Below are 22,958 nucleotides of genomic sequence, written 5' to 3'. Positions count from 1 at the left end.
GTTGAAGCAAAGTCAAATGTTGATCCCTACCTTGCGGGAAGTGCCTGCTGACGCGGAGATCGCCAGCCATAAGCTGCTCCTGCGCGCAGGGATGGCTCGCCAGTTGGCCTCGGGGATTTATACCTATCTCCCGCTGGCGATCCGCACCTTGCATAAAATCCAAGCAATTGTGCGTGAGGAGATGAATCGCGCAGGCGCCCAGGAGCTGTTGATGCCTGCGATGCAGCCTGCCGAGCTGTGGCATCAGACTGGCCGCTGGGATGTTTACGGACCGGAGTTGGTTCGTTTGCAGGACCGTCATGAGCGTCCTTTTGCACTGGGTCCAACCCATGAGGAAGTCATTACCAGTCTGGTACGCGACGAGATCAATTCCTACAAAAAGCTTCCGATCAACCTTTATCAGATTCAGACCAAGTTTCGGGATGAAGTAAGACCGCGCTTCGGTTTGATTCGTTGCCGCGAATTTATCATGAAGGATGCGTATTCCTTTGACACGACGCAAGAAGGATTGGATCGCAACTTCCAGGCGATGTACGACGCCTACACTCGCATTTTCACCCGTGTCGGACTGAATTTCCGCGCAGTAGAGGCAGACGCCGGAGCGATCGGCGGAAAAGGCACCTATGAATTCATGGCCTTGTGCGAAATCGGGGAAGATACGATCGCCTATTCTGAAGAGGGCGATTTTGCTGCCAACCTGGAAAAGGCGGAAGTGGTGTACACACCATCCGCGAAGCCAGAAGGAGAAGTGCCTGCTGCGCAAAAAGTTCATACACCAGATGTAAGAACGATCGAGCAATTGACCCAGGCGCTGAACGTAGAAGCAAAGAAGATTATCAAAAGTCTGATCTACCGAGTGGACGACCAACTTGTCATGGTCCTGGTTCGCGGAGATCACGAATTGAATGAAGTAAAACTGAAAAATCTCTATGATGCCACACATGTAGGCATGGCTTCCGAAGCCGAGCTGCGCGAGTTGACAGGTGCTCCGGCGGGCTTCGTGGGTCCTGTCGGTCTCGATGCCAAGAAAGTGGAAATCATTGCAGACCAATTCGTGCAGGATGTGCATGATGGCATCGTCGGCGCCAATGAAACCGACTACCACCTCATCCACGTCGCTCCTGGCCGCGATTTTGCGGTGTCCCGATTTGCGGATCTGCGCAATATTACCGAAGGGGACAAATGCCCGCGCACAGGGGGAGCGATCAAGTTCGCACGTGGCGTTGAGGTTGGTCACGTATTCAAATTGGGTACCAAGTACTCACAGGCGATGGGCGCTACCTTCCTCGACGAAAACGGTAGAAGCCAGCCGATGATTATGGGCTGCTACGGAATCGGCGTATCCCGGACTATCGCGGCTGTCATCGAGCAAAACAACGACGATGATGGCATTATCTGGCCAGTAGCTGTCGCTCCTTTCCACGTGCATGTCATCCCAGTCAATGTAAAAGTGGAGGAACAGCGCCAGGCAAGTGAACAGATCACGGAACAATTGCAACGTGCGGGGATCGAAGTGCTATTTGACGATCGTCCAGAGCGTGCAGGCGTGAAGTTCAAAGATGCAGATCTGATCGGACTGCCGCTGCGTATTACCGTCTCAGACAAGGCGGCACAAGAAGGAACCGTTGAAGTGCGCGTACGCAAAAACGGAGAAAACCATGTAGTCAAGCTGGACGAGCTTGTACCAACAGTAAAAGCTCTGCTGGCAAGCATTGACCACACGGGACAAGAACTGTTTGGCGAATAAATAACCAGCAGGAAATAAGCCGGTTTTTGTCGAAATATACGGGGTACTTCCCTGATACCAAGGGAGTACCTCTTTTTCTTGTCAAAGGGAAGGTGGGAGTACCGTGGATCGTTTACAAGAGCAAAAACAACGCTTCTCCCTTTTGGTCAAACAGATGGGTATTCCAGATGAATGGGTGGAGCGTTTTTTCCTTGACGGCCAAATTGATAAACTGGAGCTTTTCAAGCAAAACAAAAAATGGGTGTTTCATTTTACATTGCCATCCCTCCTGCCAGCTCAGGTGTTTCAGGCGTTCATGCAGCGCTTGACGAATAGCTTCTCTCATCTGGCCGAAGTCGATGCGAATTTCCGCTACCGTCAAATACCCCCTATGGATATGGTGATAGAGGAATACTGGGGTGTTTTGCTGACGCGGCTGGAACCAAGCCTGAATTCCTTGGCAGTTACGATGCGCAATGCGAGAAAACAAGTGGAACTGCAAGAAGTGAAGGTGTATTTGCCGACTGAAATGACCGTCGAGATGGTCAAACGAAAGAAGGCGGACAGCGAATTGATCGCTGCCTTCGAACAGACGACAGGCTGCTTGCCGCGTTTTTCCTTTCACGCCGAGGAGAGCGATGAGGCGTACAAGGCATTTGCCGAACAAAGAGATGAGGAAGAACGGGCTTTGGTTGAAGTCGTTATGACGGCTGTCCAGCAGGATCGGGAGAGCAAGAACGGCGACAAGGCTGAAGCGATTACTTCGATGATGATCGGATATGAAATCAAGGACGCTCCGATTCCGATCCAGGAGATTCAGGAAGAAGAGCGGCGCGTGACGATTCAAGGGGCGGTGTTCAACGTCGAATTGAAGGAGCTGCGCAGCGGACGTCATTTGCTGACCTTCTGTGTGACGGACTTCACGGATTCCTTGACGGTAAAAATCTTTTCACGAGATAAAGAAGATGTAAAAATGCTTGAAGTACTGAAGGATGGCATGTGGGTAAAAGTGCGGGGAAGCGTGCAGCACGATACGTTCATCCGCGAGCTGGTCATGAATGCCAATGACTTGAATCAGATTGAGCAGGTCATTCGCAAAGACAAGGCGGAGCAAAAGCGTGTCGAGCTTCACTGCCATACGCCGATGAGTGCAATGGATGCTGTTGCTTCCGTCAAATCTTTGGTCTCCACAGCTGCGAAATGGGGACATCCCGCCATCGCGATTACGGACCACGGAGTCGTACAGGCTTTTCCGGAAGCCTATTCCGTAGCCAAGAAAAACAACATCAAATGCATTTTGGGCATGGAAGCCTACGTGGTGGAGGATGGCATAGACATCGTCTACAACCTTACTGAAGAAAGCAATCGTCTGATCGACGAACATACAGAATTCGTCGTTTTCGATACGGAAACAACGGGGCTAAATGCAGCTGAACATACCATTATCGAGATTGCGGCCGTCAAAATGAAGGGGTCCGAAATCATTGACCAATGGACGGAATTAATTGATCCGCAGCTGGAAATCGGGCCAAAGACGACAGAAATTACGGGAATTACCAACGAAATGCTGCGAGGAAAGGAGACCCTGGACGTCGTCCTGCGCAAATTCAAGGAGTTTACCGGGGATGCGGTCCTGGTCGCGCACAATGCAGAGTTTGACAAGGCCTTTATCAATGCCTGCGCCAAACGTGTCGGTATGGAGCCGTGGAGTAATCCGTTCCTTGATACCCTGCCGCTGGCTCGTATGATGTATAAGGGAATGCGCAATTACCGTCTGGGAACACTGGCGAAAAAGTTCAATGTCGAACTGGTCAACGCCCACCGTGCCTTGGACGATACAGTCGCCTTGGCCCACGTCTTCCAGCAGATGCTCAAGGATATTCGCGAGGCGTCAATTCAGTCGTTGGCCGAATTGAACGAAAAGAGCAACGAGGATGCCGATTACAAAAGCAGCCGTCCTTTCCATGCGACGATACTGGTGCGCAACAAGGAGGGCTTGAAGAACCTCTACAAGCTCGTCAGTCGTTCACACGTCGAGACATTCTACCGTTGGCCGCGGATTCAACGCAGCCAGTTGAACAAACACCGGGAAGGGTTGTTGATCGGCACAGCCTGCAAAGAGGGTGAGCTGATGCAGGCTATTCTACGCGGGAAGTCACCGGAAGAGCTCAAAGAGGTCGCCTCTTATTACGATTATCTGGAGCTGCAGCCTGTTTCTCAATACTCGCCTCTGTTGCGCAATGAGGAGATTCCTTCGCTGGAGACGATGAAAGGCTATCATCGCATGATTGTGGACCTTGGGAAGGAATTGGGCAAACCAGTGGTCGCAACAGGAGATGTCCATTTTCTCAACCCGGAGGATCACATCTTCCGCGATGTTTTCCTGCTTTCAAAGGGTGATCCGACAGCAGGCAACCAGCCGCCTCTCTACCTGCACACGACAGACGAGATGCTGGAAGCCTTCTCTTTCCTGGGAGAAGAGACGGCGCATGAGGTAGTGGTCACCAACACCAACCTGATCGCGGACATGATCGAGGATGTAAGCCCGATTCCCGACAAGCTGTACACCCCGAACATCGAAGGGGCAGATGAGGAATTGCGGCAAATGTGCTACGACAGGGCAACATCCTTATATGGCAACCCGTTGCCGGAAATCGTCGAAAAACGCCTGGAAAAAGAACTGAACAGCATTATCAAGCATGGATTCGGGGTTATTTACCTGATTTCACAGCGTCTGGTGACCAAATCGCTCCAGGACGGCTATCTAGTTGGTTCGCGGGGATCGGTAGGCTCTTCCTTCGTCGCTACGATGTCGGAGATTACCGAGGTAAATCCGCTGCCGCCGCACTATCGTTGTCCGGAGTGCAAGCATAGCGAATTTATTACGGACGGTTCGATCGCGTCAGGGTTTGACTTGCCAGACAAGGATTGTCCTTCATGTGGTACGCGTCTGGCGAAGGATGGGCAGGATATTCCCTTCGAGACGTTCCTTGGCTTCAAAGGGGACAAGGTCCCGGATATTGACTTGAACTTCTCCGGTGATTACCAGCCGCGAGCCCATAAATACACACAGGAGCTGTTCGGAGCAGACTATGTATATCGCGCGGGAACCATCGGCACCGTTGCTGAAAAAACCGCCTACGGCTATGTACGCAAGTATGCGGATGAGCGGGGGCTGACACTGCGAAATGCAGAAATTGCCCGGTTAGTAAACGGTTGTACGGGTGTGAAACGAACCACCGGACAGCACCCGGGCGGCATTATCGTTGTTCCTGATTACATGGAAATCGAGGACTTCTGTCCGATCCAATTCCCGGCGGATGACAATGAATCGGAGTGGCGCACGACGCATTTTGACTTCCACTCGATCCACGACAATTTGCTGAAGCTGGACATCCTCGGACACGACGATCCGACAGTGATTCGGATGCTGCAGGATTTGACGGGGATGGACCCGAAAACCATTCCGCTCGACGACAAAAAAACGATGTCGATTTTCAGTTCCACCGAGGCATTGGGTGTGACGCCGGAACAAATCGGGACAAACATGGGCACGCTTGGAATTCCAGAATTTGGGACGAAATTTGTGCGGCAGATGCTGGAAGACACCAAGCCGACTACCTTTGCCGAGCTCGTGCAGATTTCAGGGCTGTCCCACGGTACCGACGTTTGGTTGAACAACGCCCAGGAATTGATCCGCAACGGTACGTGCAAACTCCCTGATGTTATCGGTTGTCGTGACGACATCATGGTCTACTTGATCTATAAGGGTCTGGAGCCATCGCGGGCATTTAAGATCATGGAGTCAGTGCGTAAAGGAAAAGGCGTTCCCGAAGAAGATCAGGAGGAAATGCGCAAAAACAATGTGCCGGACTGGTACATTGAATCCTGCCAACGGATCAAGTACATGTTCCCCAAAGCGCATGCTACCGCTTACGTCATGATGGCCGTGCGGATCGCTTATTTCAAAGTGCATCGCCCGCTGGAGTTCTACGCAACCTACTTTACTGTGCGTGCGGACGACTTCGATATTCCGCTCATGGTCAAAGGCTCGGCGGCGATCCGACAAAAAATCGAGGAGATCGAGGGCAAGGGACATGACGCCCAACCGAAGGAAAAAGCTCTGCTCACTGTTTTGGAAATGGCGCTGGAAATGGTCGAGCGCGGATTCTCTTTCGCCAACGTGGACCTCTACAGATCGGATGCAACGCGCTTTTTGATCGAGGGCAATTCCCTGCTGGCACCGTTCAATGCCCTTCCTGGTCTCGGTACCAATGCCGCGCTCAACATCGTGAAAGCGAGAGAAGAAGGCGAATTCCTCTCCAAAGAGGATCTTCTGTCCCGCTCCCGCATCTCCAAGACGATTCTGGAGTACCTAGAAGAGCAGGGAGCATTGCAAGGACTGCCGGAATCCAACCAGCTTTCCTTATTCTAAGCATGCTGACAGGACCTGCGTTATCCAAAGGTTGTCAGCGAAGGGCTGTTATGCTATAATTTTTTTGGAAATACTGGTTTTATACGCATGACAGATCGAGAGTGGGGAAACCCACTCTTTCTTTCTGGCTAGACCTCATGCTTCATTTCAAACCTGATAAGGAGGTACTTGCTTGAGCAAGGTAACGGACATTGTCACCGAACTGGTCACACCCATTGTGAACGAGATGGGGCTGGAACTGGTTGACATCGAGTACAAAAAAGAAGGAAGCAACTGGTTTCTGCGCGTGTTCATCGACAATGAAGTCGGCAATATTGACATCGAAGACTGTGCCCTTGTGAGCGAGAAATTAAGCCAGAAACTTGATGAATCAGACCCGATTCCTACTGCATATTTCCTGGAAGTCTCGTCACCGGGCGCTGAACGTCCGTTGCGCAACGATAAGGACTTCAAGAAAGCTGTCGGCCGACATGTTCACATTACGACCAAAGAACCGATAGAAGGAGCTACTGTCTTTGAAGGCGAACTGATTTCCTTCGAGGATAGCAAGCTTACAGTCAAGGAAGCGAAAAAAACGTACGTCATTTCCCAAGAACAAATAGACACGGCCCGGATGGCAATCGTCTTTTAATAGACAGGGTTGGTGGTAGTAAAGGAGGAGGCAACGAAAGTCATGAACGGCGATTTTATTGAGGCTTTAGAAGCCATTGAGAGAGAGAAAGGCATCTCCAAAGATATACTGATCGAGGCCATTGAAGCAGCTCTTATCTCTGGATACAAAAGAAACTTCAACTCTGCTCAAAACGTGCGGGTTGATGTGAATCGTCATTCTGGACTGGTACGCGTGTTCGCGCGTAAGAACGTGGTGGAGGAAGTGCTTGACCCGAGACTGGAGATTTCCCTCGAAGCAGCACAAGAGATTGATCCGAACTTCCGCCTGGAGGACATCGTCGAAATCGAGGTAACTCCACGTGACTTTGGCCGTATCGCTGCTCAGACTGCGAAACAGGTCGTCACACAGCGCATCCGCGAGGCAGAACGCGGCTTGATCTACAGCGAGTTTATCGAGCGCGAAGATGACATCGTGACAGGTGTCGTACAGCGCATGGATGCACGCAATTATTATATTGATCTGGGAAAAGCGGAAGCTGTTATGCCTATCACAGAAAAAATGCCTTCCGAGGAATTCAAGTCGCAGGATCGGGTTAAAGCGTACATTATCAAAGTGGAAAAGACCACGAAAGGTCCACAGATTGTCGTATCCCGCACACATCCAGGCCTGCTGAAGCGCCTGTTTGAACTGGAAGTGCCTGAGATTTACGATGGCGTCGTAGAGATCAAGTCCGTGGCTCGTGAAGCTGGAGACCGCTCTAAAATCGCTGTTCATTCCATCAATCCAGACGTAGACCCTGTTGGTGCCTGTGTAGGGCCAAAAGGAATGCGCGTCCAGACGATTGTGACGGAATTGAAAGGTGAGAAAATCGACATCGTACGTTGGTCTGAAGATCCGTCCGAGTATGTCGCGAATGCACTCAGCCCGGCGAAAGTGCTGCATGTCGAGGTGAATGCCGCGGATAAAGTGACCCGTGTCATTGTGCCTGACTATCAACTTTCGCTCGCGATTGGCAAACGCGGTCAAAACGCCCGCCTTGCTGCCAAATTGACTGGCTGGAAGATCGACATCAAGAGTGAGTCGCAAGCGGAACAAGAAGGCATCGTCTATCCGAGAGAGGCAGAAGACGATGAAGGAGCGGACAACGAATAATCATGAAGCAAAAAAAGATCCCTTTGCGTAAATGCATTGTCTGCCAAGAAATGTTTCCGAAAAAGGAATTAATCCGCGTAGTCCGGACACCAGAAGAAGAGATTGTCATCGATTTGACTGGCAAGGCTGCAGGACGCGGTACCTATGTGTGTCGGCAAGATAGCTGCCTGAAACCGGATGCGTTTGCATCGGGAAAATGGAAAAAAGTGCTGGAACGCGCCTTAAACATCACCATTTCTCAAGAAAAGTATGATACCTTTCGTAACCAGTGGATGGAGATGATGGGTCAATGAACCCAAAGGCAGCGCAGCTACTCGGATTGGCAATGCGGGCAAGGAAAATTATTACCGGAGAGGAATTGGTCCTGCAGGCTGTTCGCAGCGGTCAGGCCCGACTGGTGTTGCTCGCGGCTGATGCATCTGGGAATACCGCCAAAAAAGTACAAGACAAATGTTCCTACTACGGTGTTGCATGTGTAACCACGACAGACCGATATTCACTGGGACACGCGATCGGAAAAGATGGGCGAGTAACCGTGGCGGTAACGGATGGGAAGTTGGCGGAAAGCATTCAGCGTCTGCTCACCTAACTTACGAAAGGGTGAAGTTCATTGAAGACACGTGTGTATGAATATGCCAAACAACACAACATGAGCAGTAAGGAAATCCTTAATTTGCTTAAGCGTTTAAATATCGAAGTGGCAAACCATATGAGTATCATGGAAGAAGGGACGATCAAGAAGATCGAGGATCACATGGCGAAGCTGAGAGCCGGGGCCGCTAAACCGGAACCGCGCACAGCGCCTGCATCCGAGACGAAAGCCAAACAAGCAGACGATCAACGACGCCCCAGTGACTCCAGAGGACAACAAGCTCGTTCACAGCAAGCAGGTCAAGGCTCGTCTGCTCAGCCAGCCAAGGCTGATCGTCCAGCAGATCGCGAACGCAGCACGGGCAACAGCAAGCGTTCAGATTCGCAACGTCCTCAACAGGGGAAAAATCAGGGGAAGAATCAGGAGAGAAAACCAAACCATATGAGAAGTCAACCCGCAAAACAGACTGACCGCAAGCCGCAGACATCCAATCAGCAAAGACCGCAAAACCAGCGGCCACAAAACCAAAACCAGAATCGCCCTCAAAATCAGCCACGGCCGCAAAACCAAACTGCGGATGCACAAGTTGAAGGCCGTACTGGAGAAGAGTTTGAGGACAAAGTGAAGCTTCCTTCCAATGTTGGCTTGGAAAAACGCGAGAAGATCAAGAAAGCTCCTCCGACCAAGAAAACGTTTGAAGACAATAAGAAGAGCCAGCCTTTCCGCGGCGGCAATAACCGCAACCAAGGACGCAACCGCCATAGCGGACGTGGTCAGCAAACGCCTCGTCCCGTATTGGAACCACCTGCAAAAATTACCTTCCAGGACTCGCTGACAGTAAACGAGTTGGCGGTAAAACTGCGCAAGGAACCGGCGGAAATCATTAAAAAGTTGTTTAATTTGGGTATTATGGCAACGATTAACCAGTATTTGGACAGCGATGCCATCCAATTGATTTGTGCGGAATACAACGTCGAGGTCGAAGAAAAGATCGTTATCGACGAAACCAATTTCGAAACGCTGGAAGAAGTGGACGAACCAGACAAAATGCAGGAGCGCCCTCCAGTCGTTACGATCATGGGTCACGTTGACCACGGAAAAACAACCTTGCTGGACGCCATTCGCTCCACGAATGTGGTCGCAGGGGAAGCAGGCGGAATCACGCAGCATATCGGTGCGTACCAAGTTGAAATCAAAGGGAAGAAGATTACCTTCCTGGATACACCTGGTCACGCGGCCTTCACAACAATGCGTGCTCGTGGTGCGCAAATCACGGATATTACCATCCTGGTCGTTGCAGCAGATGACGGCGTTAAGCCTCAAACAGTCGAAGCGATCAGCCATGCCAAGGCAGCTGGGGTACCGATCATCGTAGCGGTCAACAAGGTTGATAAGCCGGAGGCAAACATCGACCGCGTCAAGCAGGAGCTGACCGAGTACGAGCTGGTTTCTGAAGAGTGGGGCGGCGACACCATCTTCTCGCCCATTTCCGCCAAACAACGCATCGGTATCGAGGAGTTGCTCGAATACATTTTGCTCGTTTCCGAAGTTCAGGAGCTGAAAGCAAATCCAGACAAACGCGCTCGCGGTACTGTCGTCGAAGCAGAGCTGGACAAAGGACGCGGTCCTGTCGCTACGATTCTGGTTCAGCATGGGACATTGCGTGTAGGTGATCCGATCGTAGTAGGCTCCGCTCATGGCCGTGTACGTGCGATGGTCAACGACAAAGGTCGCCGTCTGAAAGAAGCGGGTCCGTCCACACCGGTTGAAATCACGGGTCTGAATGATGTGCCTCAAGCCGGGGATCAATTCATGGTCTTTGAAGATGAGAAGAAAGCTCGTGCAATCGGTGAAGCTCGCGCATCCAAGCAGCGTGAATCCGAGCGCCGTGAAAACACGCGTGTATCCCTGGACGATCTGTTCCAACACATTCAGGAAGGAGACATTAAAGAGCTCAACCTGATTGTAAAAGGGGACGTTCAAGGTTCCGTGGAAGCTCTGCGTGGCTCTCTGGAGAAAATCGATGTGAACGGTACGCGTGTGAAAATCATTCATACCGGTGTTGGGGCGATTACTGAATCTGACGTAACACTTGCAAATGCGTCCAACGCAATCGTGATTGGCTTTAACGTACGTCCTGAGCCAAACGCACGCAGCATGGCTGAGCAAGAGAAGATCGATATTCGACTGCATCGCGTCATCTATACGGTTATTGAAGAGATTGAGCAAGCCCTGAAAGGGATGCTGGATCCCGTGTATAAAGAGAACATCATCGGCCAGGCTGAAATCCGTGAAGTGTTCAAGGTGTCCAAGATCGGGAACATTGCCGGATGCTATGTAACGGAAGGAAAACTGAGCCGCGATGCTGGTGCCCGCGTGATTCGCGAAGGTATTGTAATCTACGAAGGCAAGCTCGATACCTTGAAGCGCTTCAAGGACGATGCAAAAGATGTTGCAGCTGGCTATGAATGTGGCTTGACCTTGGAACGATTCCACGACATCAAGGTTGGCGATGTGATCGAAGCATTCGTCATGGTAGAAGTGAAGCAATAATGGTAGTAGGTGCGCGGATTGAACTGTTTCTGCCCGCATGCCAAAACTTGAAAGAGAAACGAGCCATCGTCAAAAGTGTGATCGGCAAGCTGCGGAGTCGATTCAACCTCTCCGTAGCAGAGGTGGCTTACCAGGAGCAGTGGCAGCGTACCGTCTTGGGTATCGCTGCCGTTGCTAATGAGGTCTCTTTTTTGCAACAGGAGATTCAGGCCGCGATTCGACTCGTGGAAATCCATCCCGGCGTAGAGTTGATTGCTGCGGATACGGAATACTATGAGTAAGCAGGCGACGGAGGTGAATAGAATGAACAAAACACGCATGAGTCGCGTAGGCGAGGAGATCAAGAAAGAGTTGAGCATCGTCTTGCAACGAGGATTAAAAGACCCTCGCGTCGGCTTTGTGACCGTTACAGATGTAGAGGTAACAAGTGATCTTCAATTGGCTAAGGTCTTTGTCAGCATCTTTGGAAGCGAGGAAGAGCGCAAGGCATCTCTCGCCGGACTGCATAAGGCAAAAGGGTATTTGCGCACAGAGATCGGCAAGCGCGTCAAACTGCGCCATATCCCTGACTTTGTTTTCAAGCTGGATGAGTCCATCGACTACGGCAGCAAAATCGAAACAATCCTGCGGGAAATCTCCACTGAAGGGGAAAAACGGGATGAATCATAATCAGGAACAGATCAAGGAAGCGGCACAATTCATGAAGGAACATGACCGCTTCCTGGTTCTTTCTCATGTCAATCCAGATGGCGACGCGACCGGCTCGGCACTAGGAGTCGCTTTGATTCTGGAGAAATTAGGAAAAACATACATCGTGATCAATGAAGGAGAGACTCCCGAGAAATTTTCCTTCCTCCCTCGCTTTGAGCTTCTCCGCAATCTATCCCAGCAACCGCTAGATGAGACGTTCGGGGCCGTAATCGCCGTCGACTGCGCCGATGAGTCGCGGATGGGTGATGTACGGTCTCTCTTTGCGTCTGACGCGGTACTGCTCAATATCGATCATCACCCGACGAATGACGCCTTTGGTACATTCAACCTGATACGGACGGATGCAGCAGCGACTGCCGAGATCTTGTATGATGTTGCCGTTGAAGCAGGGGTTCCTTTTGACAAAGAGCTGGCCTTGTGCATCTATACGGGCCTGTTGACAGATACCGGAGGCTTTCGCTACTCCAATACTTCCCCTCGGGTGATGGAAATCGCTGCACAATTGCTTACATACGGGGTAAAACCTGGAGAAGTGGCGGAGCGCTGTCTGGAGGAAATCACTCTGGCGCATGTGAATATCCTTCGCCGAGCTCTCCAGACCCTCATTCTGACGCATCAAAATCAGGTAGCCTCCATTACCGTTCAGCCCGCCGATTTTGAAGAAGCAGGGGCACAGCGCGAGGATGCTGGCGGACTGGTCAACTACTGCCGCAACATCGAAGGAGTCGAGGTAGGCATTACTTTTATAGAGTCGGAACCCGGTGCTATCAAGGTGAGCATGCGAGCGCGAGACCGAGTGGACGTCGCCGTCATTGCCAAACAATTTGGAGGAGGCGGACATGCGAAGGCAGCAGGCTGTACGATCCGCGGCGAGGTAGCAGATGTACAAAAAAGAGTTTGGCACGCAGTCGGTGAAGCTCTAGGAGTGAAGGAACATGAGTAACGTAAGCGGTGTGTTGGTGATTGACAAGCCAGCTGGTATGACGTCTCACGATTGCGTAGCGAGGATTCGCCGCCTGTACGGCACGCGGAAGGTGGGGCATACCGGCACGCTGGATCCGGAAGTGACCGGGGTGCTACCGATTTGCCTGGGTCATGCTACCCGGCTTGTTGAATATTTGCAGGAGCTGCCCAAGCGTTACGATGTCGTCATGCGTATCGGGTATACCACCACGACGGAAGATGCTACTGGAGAAATGGTGGAAAAGCAGGAAGTGGATACTGCTTCGATTACCGAGGAGCGAGTCAAGGCGGTTTTTCAGCAATTTTTGGGGGAAATCGAGCAGGTGCCCCCGATGTTCTCAGCGGTAAAAGTGAACGGGAAACGCCTGTACGACCTGGCCAGGGAAGGAACTGTCGTGGAGCGGCAGGCGCGCAAGGTCACGATCTATGACCTGGTCTTGCACGAGGTTTGTGTGGAGCATGGCATGGTAGATGTCCATTTTACCTGTACCTGCTCCAAAGGGACATACATGCGCACGTTATGTGTTGACCTTGGGCGTGCTCTGGGGTATCCTGCCCATATGAAGCTGTTGCGGCGAATCAAAAGCGGTCCTTTTACCGAGCAGGATGCGATTCCGCTGGCAACATTGGAAGAATTGGCAGCACATGGAGGAGATCTGTCCCAACCCATGCTCTCCATCCGCGAAGCAGTCTCTTTCCTTCCCTTCGTCCAGGTGAAACCGGAGCGGGTCAAAGCCGTTTTGAACGGACTCCCGACAGGATTGCCCGCTGTGGATGCCAAGGAAGGGAGCTTGATCTGCCTGTTTTCCGGCGAACAGCTACTCGGGATTCATCGCGTTTGCCGAGGGGATAAAGGCCTCTATGCCAAAGCCGAAAAAGTCTTTCCTTCCGAGGTGTAACTGTGAAAACCATTTCCCTGTCATATCCAATACCTACTGACTTCCATGAACCGAATCCCTCTGCGATCGCCTTAGGATATTTTGACGGAGTCCATCTCGGCCATCGCAGAGTGATCCAGAAGGCCATTGATATCGCAAAGGCGAACGGCTGGCAAAGCACCGTCTTGACGTTTGATCCCCATCCGCGGGAAGTGCTGGGGCAAAGCGGCTACAACCACTATCTGACACCCTTGCCGGACAAGCTGGAGCAATTTGAAAAAATGGGCGTGGATACCACGTACGTCATGCAATTTGACATTTCGTTTGCTGCCGTTTACCCTGAGGATTTCATCGACGAGTGCCTGCTGCCTCTTTCTTGCCGCCACGTAGTCGTCGGCTTTGACTACACATTCGGTCATCGGGGCATGGGGACAGCGCAGACTTTGCAAGAGATGAGCCAGGGCCGATATGGCGTGGACATAGTCGGGCCAGTCAATCGCTTGGGAGAAAAGGTGAGCAGCACGGTCATTCGCGAATACCTGCACCATGGGGATGTGGAACAGGCCCGCCACTTGCTGGGACGTCCCTACAAAGTGCGAGGGACCGTCGTGCATGGTGACAAGCGGGGGCGCACGATTGGCTTTCCGACCGCCAATGTCGCGGCACTGCGTCCCTATCTCATTGGCAAAAACGGGGTCTATGGCGTTCGCTTTACCGTAGATCAGGAGACGTATTTTGGAGTGATGAACGTCGGGATCAAGCCAACCTTTGAGCTGGAGAAGAAAGAAAAATCACTAGAAGTGCACATTTTTGATTTCTCCAAGGAGATTTACGGCAAAGAAGTAGAAATCGAGTTTCTCTTCTTCATCCGCGAAGAGCAAAAATTCGCCGGGGTAGATGCATTGATTGCGCAGATTCAACAAGACGTGGTCACCGCCAAGAAGAGGTTCTCGGAGTCCTACTAGCTTCTGATTTCGCTTTGCATTCCATAAATCGATATGATATAATTCATAACGTTGTACAGATAACCACAGCTTGGCTGTCCGATTCTCACCGACGGCAGACTCGGCTGCATGGTATACAAAACAAGGAGGTGAGTCTAGATGGCATTGTCTCAAGAACGTAAAACTCAACTGATTGAAGAGTTCCGTACTCACGAGAACGACACCGGTTCGCCGGAAGTGCAAATCGCTATCTTGACCGAGAACATTAACAACCTGAACGGACATCTGCGTACGCACAAGAAAGACCATCACAGCCGTCGCGGTCTGTTGAAAATGGTAGGTCAACGCCGTAACCTGTTGACATACTTGAGAGAAACAGATGTTCAACGTTACCGTTCTGTGGTAGACCGTCTGGGTCTGCGCCGCTAAGGTACGTCATGCAAAAAGCGGGTTTTCCCGCTTTTTCCTACGTCGGGGGGCCCGCTGCCAAGTGTGGCGGGCTTCCCAACTAATACATGGACGTATACAGGGCTGCACCCTTCGTACGAGCTTCAAATTGAAGCTTTTTTTATTACCCCGAAAGGCTGCCAATGGTATCCATTTAATTTTACCTGCGGCAGGAAATAATACATACAGGTAGAAAACAAAGTGTAGAACTGCACATTGTCGTGAAGGAGGACTGCTAGCAACATGGAGCAACAATACCGTACATATGAGTTTGAACTGGCAGGCCGCAAACTGACGCTGGAATTTGGCAAAATGGCCAAACAGGCTCAGGGTTCGGTACTGGTTCGGTACGGCGATACGGCAATTCTGTCTGCGGTGACGGTCTCGAAGGAACCTAAAGCTCTTGATTTCTTCCCGCTCACTGTCAACTATGAGGAGCGTCTCTACGCAGTCGGGAAAATCCCCGGCGGCTTCATTAAAAGAGAAGGACGTCCAAGTGAAAAAGCGATTCTCGCCAGCCGCTTGATCGACCGTCCTGTACGCCCGCTTTTTGCAGAGGGATTCCGTAACGATGTACAAATCGTCAACACTGTCTTGTCTGTCGATCAGGATTGTTCGCCAGAAATCGCCGCGATGATCGGAACATCCGCAGCGCTGTGCGTCTCAGAAATTCCTTTTGAAGGTCCGATCGCGGGTGTGATCGTGGGACGCGTAGATGGTCAATTTATTATCAACCCGACTGTCGAGCAAGCGGAGAAGAGCGACATTCACCTCGTCGTTGCAGGTACCCACAGTGCCATCAACATGGTGGAAGCATCCGCTAACCAGGTGCCGGAAGCAATCATGCTCGAAGCGATCATGACAGGACATGAGGTCATCAGGCAACTGATTGAATTCCAAAACAAGATCGTCGCAGAGATCGGCAAAGAAAAAATGCAAGTCATTCTGCACGAAGTTGATCCGCAGATTGACCAGGCAGTTCGCGCCGTCGCAGAAGCACGGTTGAAGGAAGCTGTACGCATCGAAGAAAAACAGGCACGCTACGATGCCATCGATCAAATCAAGGCGGAGACGCTGGAGCACTTCGCTGCACAAGATCCGGAGATGTATGCCGAAAAGGAAAAAATGATTTCCGAAGTACTGGGCAATATCGTCAAGGATGAAGTGCGCCGCTTGATTACCGATGAAAAAGTACGCCCGGATGGACGAGCATTGGATGAAATCCGCCCCCTCTCCAGCGAAGTCGGCATTTTGGCCCGCACACACGGTTCCGGGATGTTTACTCGCGGACAGACACAAGCACTGAGTGTTTGTACATTGGGTGCTTTGGGTGACGTGCAAATTCTGGATGGATTGGGTCTGGAAGAGTCCAAACGCTTTATGCACCACTACAATTTCCCGCCGTACAGCGTAGGGGAAGCGCGTCCACTGCGTCCTCCTGGCCGCCGTGAGATCGGTCATGGTGCATTGGGTGAACGGGCGATCGAGCCGATCATTCCGAGTGAAACAGAGTTTCCATACACCATTCGTCTGGTTTCTGAAGTAATTGAGTCCAATGGTTCTACCTCGCAGGCCTCAATCTGCGCCAGCGTTCTTGCTTTGATGGACGCAGGTGTGCCGATCAAAGCACCTGTAGCGGGTATCGCGATGGGCTTGATCATGGGAAAAGACGGAGACACCTTCTCCATTCTTACGGACATCCAGGGTATGGAAGACCACCTCGGAGATATGGACTTCAAGGTAGCCGGTACAGAAGCTGGTGTGACGGCAATCCAGATGGATATCAAGATCTCCGGGATCAATCGTGAAATCCTGCAAATGGCGTTGGAGCAAGCGCGAATTGGACGTATGCACATCCTCGAGCACATGATGAGCACAATCTCCGAACCGCGTAAAGAACTGTCTCCATTCGCGCCTAAAATTATGACAATGACAATCAATCCGGAAAAAATCCGTGATGTCATCGGTCCTCAAGGTCGCGTGATCAACAAGATCATCGAGGAAACCGGCGTAAAAATCGACATCGAGCAGGATGGGCGCGTCTTTATTGCCTCTATTAACCATGAAGCAAACATGCGTGCGAAACAAATCATTGAAGATCTCGTTCGCGAGGTGGCAGTTGGCCAGATGTATCTGGGCACCGTCAAGCGCGTCGAGAAATACGGTGCATTTGTAGAGCTGTTTGCCGGCAAGGAAGGATTGTGCCACATCTCTCAATTGGCGGAAGAACGCGTAGCCAAAACCGAGGATGTCGTCGCTGTAGGCGATAAAATTGAAGTGAAGGTTACGGAAATTGACGACCAAGGTCGTGTCAACCTTTCCCGCAAGGCTGTCCTCAAAGAGCAGGCAGCGGCAAAACAGGAAGCACCTGCGCAAGCAGAATAATAGTCCCACCCAAAAGGCTTCGTCACTCGAAGAACACTTCGCGTACGGAAGCTTTTTCTTTTTTCGTCTAACTTTCCTGCCGCAAACATAGAGTGGACAAAGAGAGACTTGTACGTTTTGGAGGAGGAAAGGGTCCTATGACGAAGGGCAAGAGGAGGCTGTGGTTCGCAATTGGTATCGCAGTGCTTTTGACATTCCTGATGAATGGTCAGCCAATTTCTCGTTATGTAAATGCGGTGAAGGAGAAGGAAGCTGTCTTTGCAACCGCTGCGGGGGACGAGAAGGAACGTTTGCGCCAGATGATCGAAACGTGGAAAGCGGGACGGGAAGAAGCGCCGGTGGATGCAAAGGTGGACCCTACATGGAAAGCGATTCCGGGATACAACGGACTGATGGTGGATGTAGAGGCGTCCCTCGAAAAAATGCTTGCATCCAAGCAATCTGGTCCCGAATCGCTTGTTTTCAAGGAAGTAGAACCGGCTGTCACGCTCAAGCAGCTGGGGGCGCATCCGATCTATCGCGGCAATCCCAAAAAACCCGCTATCTCTTTTATGATCAACGTGGCATGGGGGAATGAGTACCTGGATTCCATGCTGGATACGCTGGACAAACATCAGGTCAAAACAACCTTCTTTTTCGATGGCTCCTGGGTGAAGAAGTATCCGGAGGAAGCCAAGAAAATCGCGCAGCGCGGCCATGAAATTGGCAATCATGCTTATTCTCATCCCGATATGAAGCACCTGGGCGTAGAAAGAATCCATCAAGAAATCCAGCGAACGCAGGAAGTGATTGAGAAGACAGTCGGAATCAAGCCCAGCCTCTTCGCGCCTCCATCCGGATCGTTTAATCAGCGTGTCGTGGATATTGCTCGCTCCTCTTATGACATGCAGACGATCATGTGGACTGCAGACACAGTCGATTGGAAGAAGCCTTCACCTTCCTGGGTCATCCAAAGAATCAGCAAACGAATGGAAAATGGCGTTCTTGTTCTGATGCACCCGACCGCGGCATCGGAGGCCAGCCTGGACCAATTGCTGACACTCGCCAAGCAAAAAGGGCTTGTTCCTACCACCGTATCAGAGCTCCTCTCCAGTAGCCGCCTGCCCAAACAATCCTGAAGCATGCTCCTTTGTTGTGGTGAGACTGGAAGTTTGCTATAGTTAGACGTGTTTACGGGTGCAGATCTGCCTATGAGGATCGAAGACGATAAGATTCGCCAAGGAGGATTTTTGTGATACAACGTCATACTTGTGAAAACGGTCTGAGAATCGTGACGGAGAAAATTCCGTCCGTTCGCTCTGTAGCCATCGGAATATGGGTGGGGACCGGTTCGAAATATGAAAATGAACAGAATAATGGCATTTCCCATTTTTTGGAGCACATGTTTTTCAAAGGTACTGCTACTCGCTCTGCCAAAGAAATTGCAGAGACGTTCGATGAGATCGGCGGTAACGTGAATGCGTTTACTTCGAAAGAGTACACCTGCTACTATGCCCGTGTGCTCGATCAGCACGCGCCAATAGCTCTGGTTGTGCTGGCTGATATGTTCTTTGAATCCGTTTTTGACCCTGAAGAACTGGAGAAGGAGAAAAATGTCGTCATCGAGGAGATCAGCATGTATGAAGATACGCCGGACGATCTGGTGCATGATCTGATCAGCAGAGCCAGCTTCGGTCAACATCCGCTCGGCTACTCGATTCTGGGGACGGAGGATGTCCTGCGAAGCCTGAAGAGGAACGATCTTGTCCAATACATTGAGGAGCGTTATCTGCCGGGGAATACCGTGATTACGGTAGCAGGCAATTTTGATGACGCGTTGATCGAGGAGATCAAAAAGCGCTTTTCCGGGTTTTCGCGAAAGGGAAGTGAAGTCAGCCTGACGAAGCCCCCGTTTTCGGGTGAGATCATCGGACATAATAAAGCAACTGAACAGGCTCATTTGTGCATCTCCCTTCCTGGCTTCCAGGTTGGGCACGAGAATACCTACTCGCTGATCCTGCTGAACAATGTACTCGGGGGAAGCATGAGCTCAAGATTGTTTCAAGAAATTCGCGAAGAGCGGGGATTGGCTTATTCGGTCTATTCATACCATTCTTCCTATAAAGAGACGGGCTCGTTTACGATTTATTCGGGAACGGCTCCTGAGCACGTCGGGCAGGTATTTGACATTGTCACCAACATTTTGCATGATGTGACCGTCAACGGCATTACGGACAAAGAATTGAACAAAGGAAAGGAACAGTTGAAAGGAAGCCTGATGCTAAGCCTGGAGAGCACCAGCAGCCGCATGAGCCGTCTGGGCAAGAACGAATTACTGCTCTCCCGACACCTGAGCCTCGATGAAATCATCGCCAAAATCGACCGGGTCTCCCATGAATCCGTCTTGGCGGTAGCGCAAGAACTGTTCCGCAGCAAGATGGCGCTGGCAATGGTAAGTCCTTTGGAGGGCTTCCCGGAAAATGTGAAAAATGATGTGCTTGCATCCATGTGATGCTTGTTAAAAATCCGGCATAGCCCGGATTTTTTTGCGTATATCAACAGTAAACCACGTGGACAAAGGGAGATGCGTCTATGCGCTTAAGCGAATTGAGTGGCAAAGAGATCATAGGATTGGACACAGGTGAGAGGATGGGTGTGATTGGCGACTCTGATCTGATCATCGATCCGCAAAACGGGACGATTGAGTCCATTCTTTTGTCTGGTGGCGGCTTTTTGGGTTTAGGCAAGAAAAGAGAGGATATTGTGATTCCGTGGAGCTCCATCATCAAAATTGGGCCGGACATGATCATCATCCAGTTGAAACCGCTTGAGAATCAAACGGCTCAAAAGTAGACTCAGTGTCACCGAACCAAGGGCGAGAGAATAGGATGGAGGTAGACTACAACGTTTCGCGACTTACGTTTCGTACGGAAAAACCCTTGCGTTTCAATCAAGATGCAGTAAAATGTGTGGAAAGGGGAACGCAGCATGCTAACGGGCATACATGTTGCCTTCATCGGCGGCGACGCGCGCCAGTTGGAAGTGATTAAACGCTGCATTCAACTGGATGCGATGGTGACGTTAATTGGCTTCGACAACCTGGAAAGCAATTTCACAGGGGCAACGAAGAGACCATTAACATGCGATGTGTTGAAAGACGCGGATGCCCTCATCCTACCCATTGTCGGAACTGATGACTCTGGTTATGTAGAAAGCATCTTTTGCTCCAAGCAACTAAAGCTGCAAGAAGAGCATGTTGCCAGCCTGCCAAAGCACTGCGTGGTATACACGGGAATGGCCAAACCATACCTGCGCGGACTGTTGGAACCCAAGAACATTCCGTTGGTAGAACTGCTGGATCGTGATGATGTAGCCATCTACAACTCCATCCCTACCGTAGAGGGAGCGCTGATGATGGCGATCCAAAACACGGATATTACGATTCACGGTTCGAACAGCATGGTTTTGGGATTGGGCCGTACCGGGTTATCCATGGCTCGGGCCTTACACTCACTTGGAGCTCGTGTTAAAGTTGGAGCAAGGCGTCAGGAACACTTGGCGCGCATTTATGAGATGGGATTGACTCCCTTCCATATAGGCGAAGTACGGCAGCACGTGACGAATGTTGATTTTGTCTTCAATACGGTCCCGCAATTAATCCTGACAGCAGAGGTAATCGCTCAAATGCCGCAGTCGGCGTTTATCCTCGATCTCGCTTCCAAACCGGGTGGCACAGATTTTCGCTACGCCGAAAGACGGGGGATCAAGGCACTGCTCGCACCCGGACTGCCCGGAATCGTTGCACCAAAAACCGCAGGACAAATCATGGCCCAGACCTTGTCGCGTCTGATTGCGGAGCAAACGAGATCCAGGGGGAATCAGCATGGGTAAACTACAGGGAAAAACCATTGGATTCGGTCTTTCCGGTTCGCACTGCACATTTGAAGAAACGATGCCGCAAATCCAGCGTTTTGTAGATGAAGGGGCAAGAGTTATTCCCATCGTCTCCAATACGGTGATGACAACAGATACTCGCTTTGGCACATCGCAGAGCTGGCAACAGCAAATCAAGGAGATCACGGGAGAGGAACTGATTACGACCATTCCTCAAGCCGAGCCTCTAGGGCCGTCGAAACTCCTCGACGTCATGCTGATTGCTCCCTGCACGGGGAGTACGACCAGCCGCCTGGCCAATGCGATTACGGACAGTCCAGTACTGATGGCAGCGAAAGCTACGATGCGCAACCTGCGACCGCTGGTTGTCGCCATATCCACCAACGATGGACTGGGATTAAATGCAGCCAATATTGCCAAGCTGTTGGCAGCCAAAAATATCTACTTCGTCCCGTTCGGGCAAGATGCTCCGGACAAAAAGCCGAACTCACTGGTAGCACGCATGGACCTGCTCGTGGAGACGTGCATAGCTGCTATGGAAGGGCGACAATTGCAGCCCCTGCTTATCGAGAGATTCAACTACTAAAAACACTAGAGAAAAACCAATTGACTTGTTTTTCGCGATTAGGAGGAGAGTAAGAGATGGCGAACCAACTGACTTATAATGTTGCCGTCGTGGGCGCAACGGGTGCAGTCGGACAACAAATGATTCGAATTCTGGAAGAACGCAATTTTCCGATTAAACAATTGAAGCTGCTTGCATCCGGACGGTCTGCCGGCAAGACTGTCATGTTCAAGGGGCAAGAAGTGGTTCTGGAAGAAGCGACTCCGGAAAGTTTCGCTGGTATTGATTACGCCCTGTTCAGCGCAGGCGGTTCGGTCAGCAAGGAGCTGGCTCATCACGCTGTGCGCCATGGTGCCGTAGTCATCGACAATACCAGTGCCTTCCGCATGGATCCTGAAGTGCCATTGGTTGTTCCAGAAGTAAACATGGATGCTGCCCTGGCGCACAATGGGATTATTGCGAACCCCAACTGCTCCACCATTCAGATGGTAGCCGCTCTGAAACCCTTGTATGATCGTTATGGAATAGATCGGATTATTGTGTCCACCTACCAAGCAGTATCGGGTGCTGGTCAGTCGGCCATCAACGAACTGCTTACGCAAAGCCGTGAAGTGCTGGATGGCAAGGAGCCGACATGTGAAGTTCTGCCGGTCGGAAAGCTTCCTGTACACCATCAGATTGCATTTAACGCCATTCCGCAAATCGATGTGTTTACGGAAAATGGATTTACTTACGAAGAGATGAAAATGATTAATGAAACGAAAAAAATCTTCGCAGATGATCAGGTCCATGTTTCCGCAACCTGCGTACGTATTCCAGTTGTATATGGACACAGTGAATCAGTCTACGTAGAGCTGAAGAACGATTACGATTTGGCTGAAGTCAAATCCCTCCTGGAAAAAGCCCCAGGCATCGTACTTGTAGATGTACCAGAAGAGCAACAATATCCGCTCGCTACTGATGCGACAGGGAAGCTTGATGTCTTTGTCGGTCGTGTACGACGTGACCTCCATCATCCTCGCGGCCTGCATATGTGGATCGTTTCAGACAACCTGCTGAAAGGTGCTGCTTGGAATACGGTGCAAATCGCTGAGGAACTCATCAAAGCAAGAGCATAGGGG

The 22,958-nt window shown here is 51.1% G+C and carries 20 protein-coding genes; all 20 read left to right on the top strand.

Annotated features, from left to right (window positions below; translation table 11 throughout):
- Position 1: 1 nt before the first annotated feature.
- The 20 genes from T458_RS42235 (at position 2) to T458_RS42140 (ending at position 22,955) form a co-directional block, all read left to right on the top strand.
- Complete coding sequence (locus T458_RS42235; protein ID WP_171819403.1) at positions 2–1,747, top strand: proline--tRNA ligase; 1,746 nt, start codon at positions 2–4, stop codon at positions 1,745–1,747.
- A gap of 103 nt (positions 1,748–1,850) precedes the next feature.
- Positions 1,851–6,161: a PolC-type DNA polymerase III gene (locus T458_RS42230; RefSeq protein ID WP_023557117.1), complete on the top strand. Its 4,311-nt coding sequence runs from the start codon at positions 1,851–1,853 to the stop codon at positions 6,159–6,161.
- Positions 6,162–6,333: 172 nt separating this feature from the next.
- Positions 6,334–6,792 (top strand): ribosome maturation factor RimP, encoded by a 459-nt coding sequence (gene rimP, locus T458_RS42225; RefSeq protein WP_023557116.1) that lies wholly within the window; start codon positions 6,334–6,336, stop codon positions 6,790–6,792.
- A gap of 42 nt (positions 6,793–6,834) precedes the next feature.
- Positions 6,835–7,926, top strand: coding sequence for a transcription termination factor NusA (gene nusA / locus T458_RS42220; RefSeq protein ID WP_023557115.1), 1,092 nt, complete (start codon positions 6,835–6,837; stop codon positions 7,924–7,926).
- A 2-nt stretch (positions 7,927–7,928) separates the two neighbouring features.
- Positions 7,929–8,219, top strand: a complete 291-nt coding sequence (gene rnpM, locus T458_RS42215; protein ID WP_023557114.1) for an RNase P modulator RnpM — start codon at positions 7,929–7,931, stop codon at positions 8,217–8,219.
- Positions 8,216–8,515 (top strand): YlxQ family RNA-binding protein, encoded by a 300-nt coding sequence (locus T458_RS42210; RefSeq protein WP_023557113.1) that lies wholly within the window; start codon positions 8,216–8,218, stop codon positions 8,513–8,515. Before rnpM ends, T458_RS42210 begins: the two co-directional genes overlap by 4 nt.
- Positions 8,516–8,536: 21 nt before the next feature.
- Entirely contained in the window at positions 8,537–11,071 is a 2,535-nt protein-coding gene (gene infB, locus T458_RS42205; RefSeq protein ID WP_023557112.1) for a translation initiation factor IF-2, read from the top strand.
- Positions 11,071–11,352 (top strand): DUF503 domain-containing protein, encoded by a 282-nt coding sequence (locus tag T458_RS42200; protein ID WP_023557111.1) that lies wholly within the window; start codon positions 11,071–11,073, stop codon positions 11,350–11,352. The genes infB and T458_RS42200 overlap by 1 nt, the downstream gene beginning before the upstream one ends.
- Positions 11,353–11,374: 22 nt before the next feature.
- Positions 11,375–11,740 carry a 30S ribosome-binding factor RbfA gene (rbfA, locus tag T458_RS42195; protein ID WP_023557110.1) on the top strand — a complete coding sequence of 122 codons (366 nt, stop codon included), beginning with the start codon at positions 11,375–11,377 and terminating at the stop codon, positions 11,738–11,740.
- The gene (locus tag T458_RS42190) at positions 11,730–12,725 is read left to right on the top strand and encodes a DHH family phosphoesterase (protein ID WP_023557109.1); all 996 of its coding nucleotides are present in this window, start codon (positions 11,730–11,732) and stop codon (positions 12,723–12,725) included. Before rbfA ends, T458_RS42190 begins: the two co-directional genes overlap by 11 nt.
- A complete protein-coding gene (gene truB / locus T458_RS42185) occupies positions 12,718–13,644 on the top strand; it encodes a tRNA pseudouridine(55) synthase TruB (protein ID WP_023557108.1) in 927 nt (308 codons plus the stop codon). The genes T458_RS42190 and truB overlap by 8 nt, the downstream gene beginning before the upstream one ends.
- A gap of 2 nt (positions 13,645–13,646) precedes the next feature.
- A complete protein-coding gene (locus T458_RS42180; RefSeq protein ID WP_023557107.1) occupies positions 13,647–14,588 on the top strand; it encodes a bifunctional riboflavin kinase/FAD synthetase in 942 nt (313 codons plus the stop codon).
- Positions 14,589–14,726: 138 nt separating this feature from the next.
- Positions 14,727–14,996 (top strand): 30S ribosomal protein S15, encoded by a 270-nt coding sequence (gene rpsO, locus T458_RS42175; protein WP_023557106.1) that lies wholly within the window; start codon positions 14,727–14,729, stop codon positions 14,994–14,996.
- Positions 14,997–15,257: 261 nt separating this feature from the next.
- Positions 15,258–17,399, top strand: coding sequence for a polyribonucleotide nucleotidyltransferase (gene pnp, locus T458_RS42170; RefSeq protein WP_023557105.1), 2,142 nt, complete (start codon positions 15,258–15,260; stop codon positions 17,397–17,399).
- 137 nt (positions 17,400–17,536) lie between these two features.
- A complete protein-coding gene (locus T458_RS42165) occupies positions 17,537–18,517 on the top strand; it encodes a polysaccharide deacetylase family protein (protein ID WP_023557104.1) in 981 nt (326 codons plus the stop codon).
- Between the two features lie 113 nt (positions 18,518–18,630).
- A complete protein-coding gene (locus T458_RS42160) occupies positions 18,631–19,890 on the top strand; it encodes a M16 family metallopeptidase (RefSeq protein ID WP_023557103.1) in 1,260 nt (419 codons plus the stop codon).
- An 80-nt stretch (positions 19,891–19,970) separates the two neighbouring features.
- Positions 19,971–20,231: a YlmC/YmxH family sporulation protein gene (locus T458_RS42155; protein WP_023557102.1), complete on the top strand. Its 261-nt coding sequence runs from the start codon at positions 19,971–19,973 to the stop codon at positions 20,229–20,231.
- Between the two features lie 135 nt (positions 20,232–20,366).
- Positions 20,367–21,269 (top strand): dipicolinate synthase subunit DpsA, encoded by a 903-nt coding sequence (gene dpsA / locus T458_RS42150; RefSeq protein ID WP_023557101.1) that lies wholly within the window; start codon positions 20,367–20,369, stop codon positions 21,267–21,269.
- Positions 21,262–21,858 (top strand): dipicolinate synthase subunit B, encoded by a 597-nt coding sequence (locus T458_RS42145; RefSeq protein ID WP_023557100.1) that lies wholly within the window; start codon positions 21,262–21,264, stop codon positions 21,856–21,858. Before dpsA ends, T458_RS42145 begins: the two co-directional genes overlap by 8 nt.
- A gap of 56 nt (positions 21,859–21,914) precedes the next feature.
- Positions 21,915–22,955, top strand: coding sequence for an aspartate-semialdehyde dehydrogenase (locus tag T458_RS42140; protein WP_023557099.1), 1,041 nt, complete (start codon positions 21,915–21,917; stop codon positions 22,953–22,955).
- The last annotated feature ends 3 nt before the right edge of the window (positions 22,956–22,958 follow it).

Source organism: Brevibacillus panacihumi W25, from assembly GCF_000503775.1.
Taxonomy (GTDB): Bacteria; Bacillota; Bacilli; order Brevibacillales; family Brevibacillaceae; genus Brevibacillus; species Brevibacillus panacihumi_A.
Note: the sequence above shows the minus strand (reverse complement) of the source record. Positions and strands in the feature narration are given on the sequence as shown.

Coding starts and splice junctions, on each gene's coding strand:
- nusA (WP_023557115.1), top strand. CDS start 6,835: ATGAACGGCGATTTTATTGAGGCTTTAGAAGCCATTGAGAGAGAGAAA.
- rnpM (WP_023557114.1), top strand. CDS start 7,929: ATGAAGCAAAAAAAGATCCCTTTGCGTAAATGCATTGTCTGCCAAGAA.
- T458_RS42210 (WP_023557113.1), top strand. CDS start 8,216: ATGAACCCAAAGGCAGCGCAGCTACTCGGATTGGCAATGCGGGCAAGG.
- T458_RS42200 (WP_023557111.1), top strand. CDS start 11,071: ATGGTAGTAGGTGCGCGGATTGAACTGTTTCTGCCCGCATGCCAAAAC.
- rbfA (WP_023557110.1), top strand. CDS start 11,375: ATGAACAAAACACGCATGAGTCGCGTAGGCGAGGAGATCAAGAAAGAG.
- T458_RS42190 (WP_023557109.1), top strand. CDS start 11,730: ATGAATCATAATCAGGAACAGATCAAGGAAGCGGCACAATTCATGAAG.
- truB (WP_023557108.1), top strand. CDS start 12,718: ATGAGTAACGTAAGCGGTGTGTTGGTGATTGACAAGCCAGCTGGTATG.
- rpsO (WP_023557106.1), top strand. CDS start 14,727: ATGGCATTGTCTCAAGAACGTAAAACTCAACTGATTGAAGAGTTCCGT.
- pnp (WP_023557105.1), top strand. CDS start 15,258: ATGGAGCAACAATACCGTACATATGAGTTTGAACTGGCAGGCCGCAAA.
- T458_RS42165 (WP_023557104.1), top strand. CDS start 17,537: ATGACGAAGGGCAAGAGGAGGCTGTGGTTCGCAATTGGTATCGCAGTG.
- T458_RS42155 (WP_023557102.1), top strand. CDS start 19,971: ATGCGCTTAAGCGAATTGAGTGGCAAAGAGATCATAGGATTGGACACA.
- dpsA (WP_023557101.1), top strand. CDS start 20,367: ATGCTAACGGGCATACATGTTGCCTTCATCGGCGGCGACGCGCGCCAG.
- T458_RS42145 (WP_023557100.1), top strand. CDS start 21,262: ATGGGTAAACTACAGGGAAAAACCATTGGATTCGGTCTTTCCGGTTCG.
- T458_RS42140 (WP_023557099.1), top strand. CDS start 21,915: ATGGCGAACCAACTGACTTATAATGTTGCCGTCGTGGGCGCAACGGGT.